Source organism: Corynebacterium faecale (assembly GCF_030408735.1).
In the GTDB taxonomy this organism is placed as follows: domain Bacteria; phylum Actinomycetota; class Actinomycetes; order Mycobacteriales; family Mycobacteriaceae; genus Corynebacterium; species Corynebacterium faecale.
This window is the reverse complement of the sequence record NZ_CP047204.1, coordinates 664,070-678,103: the sequence shown is the minus strand read 5'-3', so window position 1 is coordinate 678,103 and position 14,034 is coordinate 664,070. Positions and strand designations below refer to the sequence as shown.

General features: G+C 59.9%; 14 protein-coding genes. 9 read left to right on the top strand and 5 right to left on the bottom strand.

The features are described 5' to 3' along the window. Window positions 1-35 precede the first annotated feature (35 nt). From CFAEC_RS03145 to CFAEC_RS03110, 8 genes are all read left to right on the top strand, one after another. A complete protein-coding gene (locus CFAEC_RS03145; RefSeq protein WP_290278738.1) occupies window positions 36-689 on the top strand; it encodes a TIGR03089 family protein in 654 nt (217 codons plus the stop codon). A gap of 44 nt (window positions 690-733) precedes the next feature. Beyond that, the gene (locus CFAEC_RS03140) at window positions 734-1,738 is read left to right on the top strand and encodes an ABC transporter ATP-binding protein (RefSeq protein WP_290278737.1); all 1,005 of its coding nucleotides are present in this window, start codon (window positions 734-736) and stop codon (window positions 1,736-1,738) included. Between the two features lie 129 nt (window positions 1,739-1,867). Continuing rightward, entirely contained in the window at window positions 1,868-3,142 is a 1,275-nt protein-coding gene (locus CFAEC_RS03135; RefSeq protein ID WP_290278735.1) for an ABC transporter substrate-binding protein, read from the top strand. 108 nt (window positions 3,143-3,250) lie between these two features. Further along, window positions 3,251-3,736: an SRPBCC domain-containing protein gene (locus tag CFAEC_RS03130; protein ID WP_290278734.1), complete on the top strand. Its 486-nt coding sequence runs from the start codon at window positions 3,251-3,253 to the stop codon at window positions 3,734-3,736. A 97-nt stretch (window positions 3,737-3,833) separates the two neighbouring features. Continuing rightward, window positions 3,834-4,874, top strand: coding sequence for a carbohydrate ABC transporter permease (locus CFAEC_RS03125; protein WP_290278732.1), 1,041 nt, complete (start codon window positions 3,834-3,836; stop codon window positions 4,872-4,874). Beyond that, window positions 4,871-5,707: a carbohydrate ABC transporter permease gene (locus CFAEC_RS03120; protein ID WP_290278730.1), complete on the top strand. Its 837-nt coding sequence runs from the start codon at window positions 4,871-4,873 to the stop codon at window positions 5,705-5,707. The genes CFAEC_RS03125 and CFAEC_RS03120 overlap by 4 nt, the downstream gene beginning before the upstream one ends. Before the next feature lie 24 nt (window positions 5,708-5,731). Continuing rightward, the gene (locus CFAEC_RS03115; RefSeq protein ID WP_290278729.1) at window positions 5,732-5,944 is read left to right on the top strand and encodes a hypothetical protein; all 213 of its coding nucleotides are present in this window, start codon (window positions 5,732-5,734) and stop codon (window positions 5,942-5,944) included. Window positions 5,945-6,324: 380 nt separating this feature from the next. Further along, window positions 6,325-8,163, top strand: a complete 1,839-nt coding sequence (locus CFAEC_RS03110; protein WP_290278727.1) for a GmrSD restriction endonuclease domain-containing protein — start codon at window positions 6,325-6,327, stop codon at window positions 8,161-8,163. Window positions 8,164-8,185: 22 nt separating this feature from the next. On the opposite strand, the gene CFAEC_RS03105 is transcribed toward CFAEC_RS03110, so the two are convergent. The 5 genes from CFAEC_RS03105 to CFAEC_RS03085 form a co-directional block, all read right to left on the bottom strand. Continuing rightward, entirely contained in the window at window positions 8,186-8,632 is a 447-nt protein-coding gene (locus CFAEC_RS03105; RefSeq protein WP_290278726.1) for a YdcF family protein, read from the bottom strand. Window positions 8,633-8,643: 11 nt separating this feature from the next. After that, a complete protein-coding gene (purE, locus tag CFAEC_RS03100) occupies window positions 8,644-9,144 on the bottom strand; it encodes a 5-(carboxyamino)imidazole ribonucleotide mutase (protein WP_290278724.1) in 501 nt (166 codons plus the stop codon). A 138-nt stretch (window positions 9,145-9,282) separates the two neighbouring features. Beyond that, entirely contained in the window at window positions 9,283-10,521 is a 1,239-nt protein-coding gene (locus tag CFAEC_RS03095; protein ID WP_290278720.1) for a 5-(carboxyamino)imidazole ribonucleotide synthase, read from the bottom strand. Between the two features lie 35 nt (window positions 10,522-10,556). Continuing rightward, window positions 10,557-11,048 (bottom strand): hypothetical protein, encoded by a 492-nt coding sequence (locus tag CFAEC_RS03090; RefSeq protein WP_290278718.1) that lies wholly within the window; start codon window positions 11,046-11,048, stop codon window positions 10,557-10,559. A gap of 10 nt (window positions 11,049-11,058) precedes the next feature. Beyond that, the gene (locus CFAEC_RS03085; protein ID WP_290278717.1) at window positions 11,059-11,880 is read right to left on the bottom strand and encodes a biotin--[acetyl-CoA-carboxylase] ligase; all 822 of its coding nucleotides are present in this window, start codon (window positions 11,878-11,880) and stop codon (window positions 11,059-11,061) included. A 491-nt stretch (window positions 11,881-12,371) separates the two neighbouring features. Between CFAEC_RS03085 and CFAEC_RS03080 the strand changes: the two genes are divergently transcribed. After that, complete coding sequence (locus CFAEC_RS03080; RefSeq protein WP_290278715.1) at window positions 12,372-14,003, top strand: acyl-CoA carboxylase subunit beta; 1,632 nt, start codon at window positions 12,372-12,374, stop codon at window positions 14,001-14,003. Window positions 14,004-14,034 lie beyond the last annotated feature (31 nt).

The following is a 14,034-nucleotide window of genomic DNA, read 5'->3' as shown; positions in this document are numbered from 1 at the left end:
CACACTGGTGGTGCATTTTCCCTACCCTGGGTCATATGGAACTGCTCTCCCACCTTCTTAAATCAGACCCCGCCGCGCCGCGTCTCACCGTTTATAACGAGAACACCGGTGCGCGCCTCGATTTTTCCGCCATCACCCTGGATAACTGGGCCTCCAAGGTGGGAAATATGCTGTTGGAGGAACTTGACCTGGATGAGGATTCCACGATCGCCATTGACCTGCCCATCAGTTGGCAGGCCGCAGTGATCGTGCTGGGCGCACTGGCAGCTGACGTGAACGTGGTCTTCGGGGCTCACGGGGCGGATGCCGTCTTCACTTCCCCGGATCGTTTCAGCACCAGCCGGGACAACGGTGATGTGGTTCTGGTCAGCGATGATCCCTTCGGGCGGGGTGTGGTGGAAAGCGGCGGCGAACTACCCCGTGGTGCCATTGATTTCGGCCCGACGGTCCGTTTCTACGGCGATCAGTTTTTCAATCCCACCCGCACGCTGTCTGAGATTGTCGGCGCCACGGATGCCACCCCGGGGGCCAGGGTGCTCAGCACGGGTTGGTCGGACAAGGACAGTTTCATGCGGACTGTTCTGATGCCACTGGCGGTGGGGGGTTCTGTGGTGGTGGTGTCCGGTCTGGCTGACACGGAGCGCCTGGACCAGATCGCGCAATCTGAAAAGGTCACCGCACGCATCTGACCAGTGATGCCAAAGATGGTGTGGCACTGCTAACTTCTTTAGTTATGGCCACCGTTTCCTTTGACAACGTCTCCATCCGCTACCCCGGCGCGGAGCGCCCCACCGTCCACGAGTTGGATCTTGAGATCGCCGATGGTGAATTCCTGGTTCTCGTGGGCCCGTCAGGGTGTGGTAAATCGACCACCCTGCGTGCTCTCGCAGGGTTGGAGGAGGTTGAGTCCGGCGTGATCCGGATCGATGGCCAGGATGTGACGGATCAGGAACCAGCTGACCGCGACATCGCCATGGTGTTCCAGAATTATGCGTTGTATCCGCACATGTCGGTGGCCAAGAACATGGGTTTCGCCCTGAAACTGGCCAAGCTGCCTCAGGCTGAGATTGATGCCAAAGTCAATGAAGCAGCGGATATTCTCGGTCTCACTGAATTTCTCGACCGCAAGCCAAAGGACCTCTCGGGTGGCCAGCGTCAGCGTGTGGCCATGGGGCGTGCACTCGTCCGCAACCCCAAGGTGTTCCTCATGGATGAGCCGCTGTCCAACCTGGATGCCAAGCTGCGGGTGCAGACCCGCGCGGAGGTCGCTGCACTGCAGCGCCGGTTGGGCACAACCACGGTCTATGTCACCCATGATCAGGTGGAGGCCATGACGATGGGTGATCGGGTTGCGGTTCTCAAAGACGGGTTGCTGCAGCAGGTGGCACCACCCAGAGAGCTTTACGACGCCCCGGTCAACGCCTTTGTCGCTGGCTTCATCGGGTCACCGTCGATGAATCTGTTCCCCCACGACGGCGTGACCCTGGGGGTCCGCCCCGAATCGATGGTGGTGGTCACAGGTGAGGTGCCCGCCGGATACATCGTGATGGAGGGTGTGGTGGACATCGTTGAGGAGCTGGGATCGGAATCCTATGTCTATGCCTCCATCGGTGGGGACCGCCTGGTGGCAAGATGGGCGGAGACTGTGGTCCCCGCACCCGGTGACACCATCAGCTTCGCCTTCGATCCTGCGGTGGCACACCGCTTCGATCCAACCAGTGGGGATCGCATCGGGTGACGGGTGGCGCGGGGGTGGCGTCGATAAGCACCGCCCCCGGCAACGGGGGTAATTTCTGGCAAATCAGTGCGAAATAGTGGCCAAGGTCATTAGATTTAAGTCATCTGTTGCTAAGAAAGGTGACCTTTAATGTCCACATTTTCCCGCAAGACCGGTGTATCACTGGCCGCAACCAGCCTGATCGCAGCGATCGCCCTGGCCGGTTGTGCTTCCGAGTCCGATGATGCCGAGACCACCACCACCGCAGCCTCGGGTGAAGAGGGCCGTGGCCCCATCACCTTCGCCATGGGTAAGAATGACACTGACAAGATCATCCCGGTGATCGACAAGTGGAATGAGGAGAACCCGGATGAGCAGGTGACGCTCAATGAGCTCGCCGGTGAAGCCGACGCACAGCGCGAAACCCTGGTCCAGTCACTTCAGGCGGGCAACTCCGACTATGACGTGATGGCACTCGACGTGGTCTGGACCGCGGACTTCGCTGCCAACCAGTGGCTGGCACCTCTCGAGGATGACCTCGAGGTTGACACTTCCGGACTGCTCGAGTCCACCGTCGACTCCGCAACCTACATGGGCACGCTCTACGCCCTCCCGCAGAACACGAACGGCCAGTTGCTCTTCCGCAACACCGATATCGTTCCTGAGGCACCAGAGAACTGGGCCGACCTGGTCGAGTCCTGCACCCTGGCTGAAGAGGCTGAAGTTGACTGCCTGACCACCCAGCTCAAGCAGTACGAGGGTCTGACCGTCAACGCCGTCGGTTTCATGGAAGGCTGGGGCGGCTCCGTCCTGGACGATGACGGCAACGTGGTCGTTGATTCCGATGAGGCCAAGGAAGGCCTGCAGGCGCTTGTCGACGCCTACGAGGACGGCACCATCTCCTCCGCGTCCACCGCCGCCACCGAGGAAGAGACCAACCTGGCCTTCACCGAAGGCGAGACCGCGTACGCCATCAACTGGCCCTACATGTACACCAACGCCGAGGATTCCGAAGCAACTGCCGATAATTTCCAGGTCCAGCCACTCGTGGGCAAGGACGGCGTGGGTGTATCCACCCTCGGCGGTTACAACAACGGCATCAACGTGAACTCCGAGAACAAGGCCACCGCCCGTGACTTCATCGAGTTCATCATCAACGAGGAGAACCAGACCTGGTTCGCCGACAATTCCTTCCCACCGGTACTCGCCTCCATCTACGATGACGAGGACCTGATCGAGCAGTACCCATACCTGCCCGCACTGAAGGAATCCCTGGAGAACGCCGCACCACGTCCGGTCTCCCCGTTCTACACCGCCATCTCCAAGGCCGTCCAGGACAACGCCTACGCAGCCCTCAACGGCAATGTCGATGTTGACCAGGCCACCGCCGACATGAAGGCAGCCATCGAGAACGCCTCCAGCTAGCAGGCTGATTCTCTCCACCCCTCACAATCCTCCGGTCACCTCAGGTGGCCGGAGGATTGTTGTTGTGCTGTAGTTCAGTTGTCTCGCCTTCCCTACAGAGGAGTCACCATGTCACACCAGCAATCTTCCGGCACCGTTGAAGAACTCTCATTCAGCACCTATGGCTTCATCTCCCGTTGCCCCGAACAGGTCTATGAGGCCATCGCGGATCCCCGTCAACTCTCCCGGTATTTCACCACCGGCGGTGCTCAGGGCCGCATGGAATCAGGCGCTACCCTGACGTGGGATTTCGCTGACTTCCCGGGAGCATTCCCGGTGTCCGTTGTGGAGGCTGTCCCCTCCCGCCGCCTGGTGCTGGAATGGGCAGGCACCGACACGGTGACCGACAGTGGCACCACCACCATCACCTTCATTTTCGAGGCTGCTGATGACTACACCCGGACCCGGGTCACGATCACCGGACAGGGCTGGCGACCCACACCGAACGGCTCCCTGGATGCGTTCGGCAACTGCGCGGGATGGACCGACATGCTGGCTGCCCTCAAGGTGTGGCTGGAACACGGCGTGAATCTGCGGGCGGATTTCTATAAATAGCCAGGTGACTGTTCCCTCACCAGCACCGGGGTTCTATGATCCACATAACACGATAATTACTCTGTCCATCCGTCCCCGATAAAGGAGTGCTGGGAACATGGCGAAGATGAAACAGGCGCGATCAGCCATGTGGTTGATCGCGCCTGCCATGATTGTTCTGGCGGTGGTGATCGGATATCCCATCGTTCGCGCCATCTGGTTGTCCTTCCAGGCGGACAAAGGCCTGGACCCCGCCACCGGGTTGTTCACCGACGGTGGTTTCGCCGGGTTCGAGAATTACCTCTACTGGCTCACCCAGCGCTGCATGGGCGCCGATGGCACCGTAGGCACCTGCCCACCCGGCACCCTGGCCACCGATTTCTGGCCGGCGCTGCGCATCACCCTCTTTTTCACCGTGGTCACCGTGACCTTAGAAACCATCCTGGGCATGTGCATGGCACTGATCATGAACAAGGAATTCCGTGGCCGTGCCCTGGTGCGCGCCGCGGTCCTGATCCCCTGGGCAATCCCCACCGCTGTCACCGCAAAGCTGTGGCAATTCCTCTTCGCACCCCGCGGAATCATCAATGAGTTATTCGGATTGAGCATCAGCTGGACCACCGACCCGTGGGCAGCCCGTGCTGCGGTCATCCTGGCCGATGTCTGGAAGACCACCCCGTTCATGGCTCTCCTCATCCTGGCTGGGCTTCAGATGATCCCCAAGGACACCTACGAGGCAGCGCGCGTCGACGGCGCCACCCCCTGGCAGCAGTTCACCAAGATCACACTGCCACTGGTGAAGCCCGCACTGATGGTGGCGGTGTTGTTCCGCACCCTGGACGCGCTGCGCATGTATGACCTGCCCGTGATCATGATCTCCGCGTCATCCAACTCCCCAACCGCTGTGATCTCCCAACTGGTGGTGGAGGACATGCGCCAGAACAACTTCAACTCCGCGTCGGCCCTGTCCACGCTGATCTTCCTGCTCATCTTCTTCGTGGCCTTCATGATGATCCGTTTCCTCGGGGCGGATGTCTCCGGTCGGGGCGGGGGCAGGAAATCCCGCCGAAGAAAGACCGGATCCAAGCAGCCAGAGGTCGCAACAGCAGGAGTCGGCATCACCGGTGCCGCTGTAGCAAATGAGGTGGCATCATCATGAAGAAGAAAACCAGGGCTCTGATCCTCAATTACGCAGGTGTGGTGTTCATCCTCTTCTGGGGCCTGGCCCCCTTCTACTGGATGGTGGTGACGGCACTGCGCGATTCCCGCCACACCTTCGATACCACCCCGTGGCCAACCCATGTGACCCTTCAGAATTTCCGGGATGCACTGGCCACCGACAAGGGCAATAACTTCCTGGCGGCAATCGGTAACTCGTTGATCGTCAGTCTCACCACAACCATCCTCGCCGTGGTGGTGGGTGTCTTCACCGCCTATGCGCTGGCTCGCCTGGACTTCCCCGGCAAGGGTATCGTCACCGGCATCATCCTGGCTGCATCGATGTTCCCGGGCATCGCGCTGGTGACGCCGCTGTTCCAGCTCTTCGGTGATATCGGGTGGATCGGCACCTACCAGGCGCTCATCATCCCGAATATCTCCTTCGCCTTGCCCCTGACCATCTACACCTTGGTGTCCTTCTTCCGGCAGTTGCCGTGGGAACTTGAGGAGGCCGCCCGTGTGGACGGCGCCAGCCGGGGCCAGGCGTTCAGGAAGATCCTGCTTCCCCTCGCCGCTCCAGCACTGTTCACCACCGCGATTCTGGCATTCATCGCCTCATGGAACGAGTTCATGCTGGCTCGTCAGTTGTCCACCACCGCGACTGAACCCGTCACCGTCGCCATCGCACGCTTCTCTGGACCGAGTTCCTTCGAGTACCCCTATGCCTCGGTCATGGCCGCCGGCGCGCTGGTCACCGTTCCACTGATCATCATGGTGCTCATCTTCCAGCGACGCATTGTCTCCGGCCTGACCGCAGGTGGTGTGAAGGCATAAACCCACTGACCTAGAGTGGTGGACATGAGTAACCACGACCCCCGGGACCCCTCCGAAGCGAAACGCACCAGCCTCCAGCTGGATGCCTTCATCGGATTCCTGGGGTTCTTTGCCTTCATCGCCCTCATCCAGGCAGTGATCAATGTGTTTCAGCCCGAGCCGAAGGTCTGGCCTGCGTTGCTGGCACTGGTGCTTGTCCTGGCAACAGTGAGCATGTGGCGGGCAAGACGCCAGTAGGACCGCGACGAAACCGGGGGGCGGACTCGGCCACATCACTTGCACAGGGCTTCTCTCCACTCGTAGTTTCCCCAGATAATCGGAGATTATTGGGGAATGTTGTATCTGAGTATTCTCCTTGGTGTCCACAGCACCGTGGCTGATTGTCACTCGACCCGATCATCCTTCCTATGACATTGGCGACTGCCCAGCTAATGATTCCGCTCCACTGCCATGTGTCTCTGGGATAATTAATGGGCTGCCAACGAAGAGTGGTTTCCATTTCTCCCCTGCCAGATCGTCGACCGTTCCTCCCCGTGCAGAAAACATATATGCCGAGATCTATCCGGGGATAGAGTGGGAATAGCTCGATAGATCATTCGACATACAGGAGATTAACGATGGGTTTCCAAACACCGATGTACTCGCTTCAGACGTATCTCTCGGAAACCCTGGCTGGAAAAATCCAGCTACCGGATTTCCAACGTGGTTATAAATGGGATGATGAACGAATCCGCCAACTCCTGATTACAGTTCTTCGGGGGCATCCTCTTGGAGTGGTGATGCTCCTAGAGACCGGTAATTCACAGGTTCGTTTCAAACCACGGTCAATCATGGGAGTAACTCTTGAAAAGGGAACAGAGCCCGAGAAGTTGCTACTTGATGGGCAGCAACGCCTCACCTCTCTCACCCAGGCACTAACCGGGGACGGCGTTGTCCACACAAAGAATACTTCCGGAAAACTTTTGGAGCGGAGATATTTTCTCAATATTGAAACGGCAGTGACTGATCCTTCTCGAATGGATGAAGCAGTTATTTCAATTCCTGCTGATGGCGTCATTCGAGAGAATTTTGGGCGAGATATTGTCCTCGACCTCAGCACAATTGAAAAGCAGTGTGCGGCCGGGTATTTCCCGCTCAATCTTTTGGTCGATCCGAACAATGTCGACTGGATCTTGGAGTATGGGAATTCTGAGTTCAGAAAACTTCTTAACAAGGAAATAATTCAGCCGGCCCTGAATTATAAGATTCCTGCAATCGAACTCGATCGGCATACCGATAAAGCCGCCGTAGCCACTGTCTTTGAGAAAGTAAATATCGGGGGTCTACCTCTCAATGTTTTCGAGTTATTGACTGCACTGTATGCCGGAGATGCATCTTATTACGCCCAGAGCGGTGAAGATTTCCGTCTCAACGATGACTGGAGGGAGACACAACATTTATTCGCGGAAGAACCGGTGCTAAATAAAGTGGAAAGTACCGACTTCCTTCAGGCAGCGACGATGCTCGTAACTAGGAAGAAGAATCTATCGAGCACTGCAGCTCGTCGCCCGCAGATTTCGGCTAAACGCGAAGATGTCCTGGATTTGGAGCTCAATGACTACCTCGAATTCCGAGATGCTCTCCGGGAAGCATTTCTCTGGTCGGCTAAGTTCCTAGCCGATCTGCACATCTTCAACGCTAACGACATCCCTTATCCAAAACAGCTGGTTCCGCTAGCTGCCATCCGGGTTGTCATGGGTAAGTCTGCGGAAAACCAAGGACCCACGCAGCGATTGGTCCGCTGGTTCTGGTCGGGTGTGATCGGTGAATTATACGGAGGCGCCAGTGAAACTCGTTTCGTGCGCGATCTCGAAACCGTACCCGCATGGGCCTTGGATGAGACTCAAGCTCTCCCCCGCACTGTGCTTGATGCAAATTTCGTCGAGTCTCGCCTTCACTCCATGAGAACCCGCAATTCTGCTGCTTATAAAGGGGTTTATGCGCTTATTATGGGACAGGGCGCGCGTGATTGGATGGAGGCTAAACAGCTCGGTGCCTCACAGTATTCGAATTTAGCCATCGATATCCACCATATTTTTCCAAAAAAATGGTGCTACGAGAACGGCATTGACGATGAACATAGAGAGTCCATCGTCAATAAGACTGCCATCAGTGCCCGAACCAACCGGATAATAGGCGGGGTGGCACCATCCCTGTACTTAGGAAAAATTCAGAGAGATGCCGGAATTCAGGCCGAAACGCTGAATGAGAATCTAGCTTCCCACCTAGTCGATCCCATGGCACTCCAGCATGATGACTTTGAAGGATTCTTCGCTACGCGCAGGGAAAATCTATGCCAGCTAATCGAAACCGCGATTGGGAAGACTGTCCAGCGAGATTTGAGCTTGGGGCATGCCCAAGAGGATTCCTCTAAATTTGATCTAGAAGATCTGACAGAGGATGAGCAGGACGCTTAGCAAACCAGATTCCCCCATCGGCTCAGCCCACGATCTTGCGCCACACCACCCTCAGTGCGGAATGGGGCAGCGCGATCATCTCGCGGAGAAACATCTGGGTACGCACGCTCAGCGGGGTTCTGGCGGTGATCACGGTGATCGGGATGCCGAGGTGCCAGGCCCAGAGATAGGTGCGCCAGGCGTGGAAATCGCTGGTGACCACGGTCCACTGACGGGTATCGGGCAATAGGGCGTGGGCTTTTTCCAGATTCTCATTGGTGCTGGTGGCCTGAGGTTCCTCGATGAGGTTCTGCACGCCGAGCCCACGCAGGTAATCGGCCATGGGCGCAGCCTCCCCGAGGCCACTGACCACCACGGGTGTGTGAGGGTCCCGGCCACTGAGTTCGGCGGCCCGGTCCAGGCGGGAGGCCAGCAGCGTATCCACCCGGCCATCCACTACACGGGAACCGAGCACGAGAATCGGGTTCATGGCAGGGATGTCTATCCGCCCATGAGGCGCTTCTTCAGGGCCTCATCCTTTGCTTCCACCTGGGAGGCCATGTCGGCCTGGTAGGCAGCCATCTTCTTCATGAGGGCAGGGTCACCCGCGCCGAGGATACGGACCGCGAGCAGGCCGGCGTTCTTGGCACCTCCGATGGAGACGGTCGCCACCGGGACACCGGCGGGCATCTGCACGATGGAAAGCAGCGAGTCCATGCCGTCGAGGTCCTTCAGGGCGCGGGGGATACCGATGACCGGCAGTGGGGTGGCTGCGGCGACCATGCCGGGCAGGTGGGCGGCGCCACCGGCACAGGCGATGATGACCTTGAGCCCGCGTTCCTGTGCGGAAGTGGCATAGGCCAGCATGCGCTCCGGGGTGCGGTGGGCGGACAGTACGCCCACTTCGAAGGGGATACCGAATTCGGCGAGTGCCTCGGCGGCGGGCTCGACGGTGTCCCAGTCCGAATCAGATCCCATGATGAGTCCGACGAGTGGTGCCATGATGTTTCCTCCAGGTGCGCGGCTGAGATTTTTAGTTTCCCTGTGAAAGTCTAATCGGCCCCGGCGGAGCCGACCAACAACCGTGCCATCAAGGACACGGTTGGGGAGTGCAGGGGGTGGGCGTCGATAAGCGCAGGTTTAAGCCCAGGTGGCGTGGACCAGGTAGTGGGCGGCGGCGGCGGCCTCTGCGCGGACCACCGCAGGGTCCGAGCCCACCATGTTCACGTGACCGATCTTGCGGCCAGGACGGAACCCCTTGCCGTAGAGGTGGATCTTGGCATTCGGGTAACGTGTCCACACCTCAGCCATGCGACGGGCCATGGGCTGCTCGGGGTCCACGTCGGCGGCGAGCATATTAGCCATGACGGTGACATCTGCGAGCGTCTCGGTGGAGCCGAGTGGATAATCCAGCACCGCGCGCAGGTGCTGTTCGAACTGGCTGGTCACGCAGCCGTCCTGGGTCCAGTGGCCGGTGTTGTGCGGGCGCATGGCCAGCTCATTGACAAAGATCTCCGGCTGCCCGTTGGCATCGCGGGTCTCAAACAGCTCCACGGCGAGCACCCCGGTGACACCGAGTTCCGTGGCGATGCGCTCAGCCAGCGCGCGGGTGGATTCCTGCAGCTCAACCGACAGATCGGGGGCTGGTGCCACCGCTTCGGCGCACACGCCTCCGCGCTGCACGGACTCCACCACCGGCCAGGCGGCGGTCTCACCCGACGGGGTGCGTGCGACCATGGCGGACAGCTCGCGGGACAGCGCGACCTTCTTCTCCGCCATCAGCGCGGTGCCGGCGTCAAGCAGCTTTGCGACGAGTTCCCGAAGCTCTTCCAAATCAGCCGGGAACCAGACACCATGTCCGTCATAACCGCCCCGGCGGGCCTTGAGGCACACCTGACCATCAACCGCATCGAAGAACCCTTCAGCATCCTCGACACTCTCAATCGCGGCGAAAGGCGGAACCGGCGCACCGAGTTCACGCAGTCGCTTACGCATGACCAGTTTGTCCTGGGCATTGACCAGTGCATCCGGACCCGGCTGCACATTGACGCCCTCTGAGATCAACTGGCGCAGATGCTCGGTGGGCACGTGCTCATGATCGAAGGTCATCACATCTGCACCCTTGAGGGCGCGACGGAGATCATCAATGTTGGTGTAATCACCGATCACCACATCGGCGGCCACCTGGGAAGCGGAAGCATCCCTGGCCCCGGCCAACAGGCGAACCGACTGGCCGAGCTCGATGGCCTCGGTCTGCATCATGCGGGCCAGCTGGCCATCACCGATGACGGTCACCACCGGCATACCCGGTGCATGAGCCGCCGGATTGCCATCAACGTGGGAAGGGGTTGGGCTGGTGTCTGATTCATTGGAAGTCACAACGCCTAACTATAGCCAGCGCCGACCCTGTTTCCCTACCAGTGCTGCAGATCTTTGAGCACTGACTCCACCTTGCGGACCTTGGGCACATTGTTGATCACATAGGGACGGCTCTGGCCCCCCACGCCCAGTATGAGGGTGTTGCGCCGACGCTGCACGCCCCGCATATAAGTGATCGGGATGGAGTCATACCTCGACCGGAGGCCGGATGGACGGACCAGAAGCTTCCGGTCGGTCACCGTGATCCGGAAACGGCGTTGACGCCACAGAGGAAGCCCGAAACGCCAGGCACTCAAGGCCGCCCAGATGCCAAGGATGAGTTCGCGCGTTCCCGGAGGAAAATCCGTGGCGGGTGTGTACCCGAACATGTCGGGCAGGCGGTCCATATAACCGATGCCCATCCAGCACACACCGGTGATGACAATCAGCTCCAGGACGGGAAAGAGCATGGTGGACAGCGGTGAGGTCAGGTCCACATACACCTGTTCCCCACTGTTGACCTTCCTGCTCATTGCTTTCCCCGGCATGTTTTCCACCCTACTGCAGACGCAGGTGGGTCACCTCACCGGCGTTGAGGGTGTGGGTTTCATTGTCACCGTCCCGGACGATCAACTGGCCTCCCTCGGCGATACCGACGGCCACACCGAGCAGTTCACGCTCCCCTGGAAGGATCACGCGCACATCCTGACCCAGGCTGGAACACACCGCCCGGTAATCATCCAGCCAGACCTTCTCACCGCGTTCCCAATCCGACAGCCTGCGGTGGAGATGGCCGAGCACTTTGATGAGGAAATCCGTGCGGTCAACCGGAATGCCCTCCAGTGCGAGGGAGGTTGCATGGGCCACCGGCAGCTCCTGCCCGGTGAGGTTGAGATTGACACCGATGCCGATAACCACCGCCGGGTCCGAATCCAGGGAGGCCGCCTCCACCAGGATTCCACACAGCTTTCCGCCATTGACCAGGACATCGTTCGGCCATTTCAGACCCGCGTCTGTCACACCGAGCTCTTCCAGCGTGTCCATCAGGGCGAGGCCACACGCCAGGGGGATGGTACCCAGGTGTTCCAGGTGGGAGCGGTCAGGGCGGAAAAGGAGGGAGAAGATGGCCTGCGACCCCGGCGGCGCGGTCCAGGGCCTCCCGAGACGACCTCGTCCACTGTCCTGGTAATCAGTGGTGGCCACGGTCCAATCCGGGGCACCCTCCCGATCTGCATCCAGCAGATCAGCGTTGGTGGATCCGGTTGAGGTGGAATAATCCAACCGGGCATAGGGTCCCTGCTCCACCAGTGCGGCGTGGAGACGATCCTCATCGAGTGGACGACGAGCGTGAAGGGTGCTGGCGGTGGAGTCATTGGTCATGGTGGCCAATCTAGTCGCCTGACTGACCGGCGTTCAATAACTGGCATGGGGCCCGCGAGGGCAGGACAGTGGAGGGCGGGGTGCGCGCAGGACGTGCGCAGGAGCCCTGCATGAAGGAGACCGCAGTGTGTCCCGGCGCATCCCCGCTCATCACAGGCGGTGACGGGCAGCAGCAGGTCTGCACGACCGACCACGGGCGGTTGCGCAACTCCGAGGTGCCCACATGTATCCCCCGACACAGGTTTCCCCCTTATCGGGGCAGGTCACTGCTTGAAAAACCCTCCCCCACCTGCCCACATGCGAGGTTTGAGGCGCAGAAAAGTACACACCAGCACCGCCTGCAACCGCCGACGACATGTGATCCACGCGACACGCGATAAAAAGTTTCAGGGATAAAAACTATCGATAAGCAGGGAGAACGCTAACTGTGACCTAATTCACCAGGAAATGATTGTGGACGATACCCCCGCATCCGGCTACCATTCCAAAACATGACCATTTCCTCACCTTTGATTGACGTCGCCAACCTGCCAGACATCAACACCACCGCCGGCAAGATCGCCGACCTCAAGGCCCGTCGCGCGGAAGCCCACTTCCCCATGGGCGAAAAGGCCGTAGAGAAGGTCCACGCGGCCAACCGCCTCACGGCCCGTGAGCGCCTTGACTTCCTGCTTGATGAGGGTTCCTTCATCGAGACCGACCAGCTCGCCCGCCACCGCACCACCGCCTTCGGACTCGGCACCAAACGCCCGGCCACCGACGGCATCGTCACCGGCTGGGGCACCATCGACGGCCGTGAGGTCTGCATCTTCTCCCAGGACGGCACCGTCTTCGGTGGCGCCCTCGGTGAGGTTTATGGCGAGAAGATGATCAAGATCATGGAGCTGGCCATCGATACCGGTCGCCCACTGATCGGACTCTACGAAGGTGCCGGCGCCCGCATCCAGGACGGTGCGGTCTCCCTCGACTACATCTCTCAGACCTTCTATCAGAACATCCAGGCCTCCGGTGTCATCCCTCAGATCTCCGTGATCATGGGTGCCTGTGCAGGCGGCAACGCCTACGGCCCGGCTCTGACCGACTTCGTGGTCATGGTGGACAAGACTTCCAAAATGTTCGTCACCGGCCCGGACGTGATCAAGACTGTCACCGGCGAAGAGATCACCCAGGAGGAGCTCGGCGGAGCAACGACCCACATGGTCACCGCGGGCAACTCCCACTACACCGCTGCCAGCGACGAGGAAGCCCTGGAGTGGGTCCAGGATTTGGTTTCCTTCCTGCCGTCGAACAACCGCTCCTTCGCACCAATGGAGGATTTCGACGAGGAGGAGGGCGGAATCGATGAGAACCTCACCGCCGATGACCTCAAGCTCGATGAGATCATCCCCGATTCCGCAACCGTCCCCTACGATGTCCGCGAAGTCATCCAGTGCCTGACCGATGACGGCGAGTACCTGGAGATCCAGGCTGACCGCGCCGAGAACGTGGTCATCGCCTTCGGGCGCATCGAGGGCCAGTCCGTGGGCTTCGTCGCCAACCAGCCCACCCAGTTCGCCGGCTGCCTGGACATTGATTCCTCCGAGAAGGCCGCCCGCTTCGTGCGCACCTGCGACGCTTTCAACATCCCGATCGTCATGCTGGTCGACGTCCCCGGCTTCCTCCCCGGTGCCGGACAGGAATACGGCGGCATTCTGCGCCGTGGCGCCAAGCTGCTCTACGCCTACGGCGAGGCAACCGTTCCGAAGATCACCGTGACCATGCGCAAGGCCTACGGTGGCGCCTACTGCGTCATGGGTTCCAAGGGTCTGGGTTCCGATGTGAACCTCGCCTGGCCCACCGCACAGATCGCCGTCATGGGCGCAGCCGGTGCGGTCCAGTTCATCTACCGCAAGGAACTCATGGCTGCTGACGCCAAGGGACTGGACACCGTCGCCCTGGCACAGTCCTTCGAGCGCGAGTACGAAGACCACATGCTCAACCCCTACCTGGCGGCTGAGCGCGGCCTCATCGACGCGGTCATCCTCCCGTCTGAGACCCGCGGCCAGATCGCGCGCAATCTACGACTGCTCAAGCACAAGAACGTCACCCGCCCTGCGCGCAAGCACGGCAACATGCCGCTGTAACAGCGTCAAACACACCGAACGCCCGTCCCAC

Coding starts and splice junctions, on each gene's coding strand:
- CFAEC_RS03125 (WP_290278732.1), top strand. CDS start 3,834: ATGGCGAAGATGAAACAGGCGCGATCAGCCATGTGGTTGATCGCGCCT.
- CFAEC_RS03120 (WP_290278730.1), top strand. CDS start 4,871: ATGAAGAAGAAAACCAGGGCTCTGATCCTCAATTACGCAGGTGTGGTG.
- CFAEC_RS03115 (WP_290278729.1), top strand. CDS start 5,732: ATGAGTAACCACGACCCCCGGGACCCCTCCGAAGCGAAACGCACCAGC.
- CFAEC_RS03140 (WP_290278737.1), top strand. CDS start 734: ATGGCCACCGTTTCCTTTGACAACGTCTCCATCCGCTACCCCGGCGCG.
- CFAEC_RS03135 (WP_290278735.1), top strand. CDS start 1,868: ATGTCCACATTTTCCCGCAAGACCGGTGTATCACTGGCCGCAACCAGC.
- CFAEC_RS03105 (WP_290278726.1), bottom strand. CDS start 8,632: ATGAACCCGATTCTCGTGCTCGGTTCCCGTGTAGTGGATGGCCGGGTG.
- CFAEC_RS03080 (WP_290278715.1), top strand. CDS start 12,372: ATGACCATTTCCTCACCTTTGATTGACGTCGCCAACCTGCCAGACATC.
- CFAEC_RS03090 (WP_290278718.1), bottom strand. CDS start 11,048: ATGCCGGGGAAAGCAATGAGCAGGAAGGTCAACAGTGGGGAACAGGTG.
- CFAEC_RS03085 (WP_290278717.1), bottom strand. CDS start 11,880: ATGACCAATGACTCCACCGCCAGCACCCTTCACGCTCGTCGTCCACTC.
- purE (WP_290278724.1), bottom strand. CDS start 9,144: ATGGCACCACTCGTCGGACTCATCATGGGATCTGATTCGGACTGGGAC.
- CFAEC_RS03130 (WP_290278734.1), top strand. CDS start 3,251: ATGTCACACCAGCAATCTTCCGGCACCGTTGAAGAACTCTCATTCAGC.
- CFAEC_RS03110 (WP_290278727.1), top strand. CDS start 6,325: ATGGGTTTCCAAACACCGATGTACTCGCTTCAGACGTATCTCTCGGAA.
- CFAEC_RS03145 (WP_290278738.1), top strand. CDS start 36: ATGGAACTGCTCTCCCACCTTCTTAAATCAGACCCCGCCGCGCCGCGT.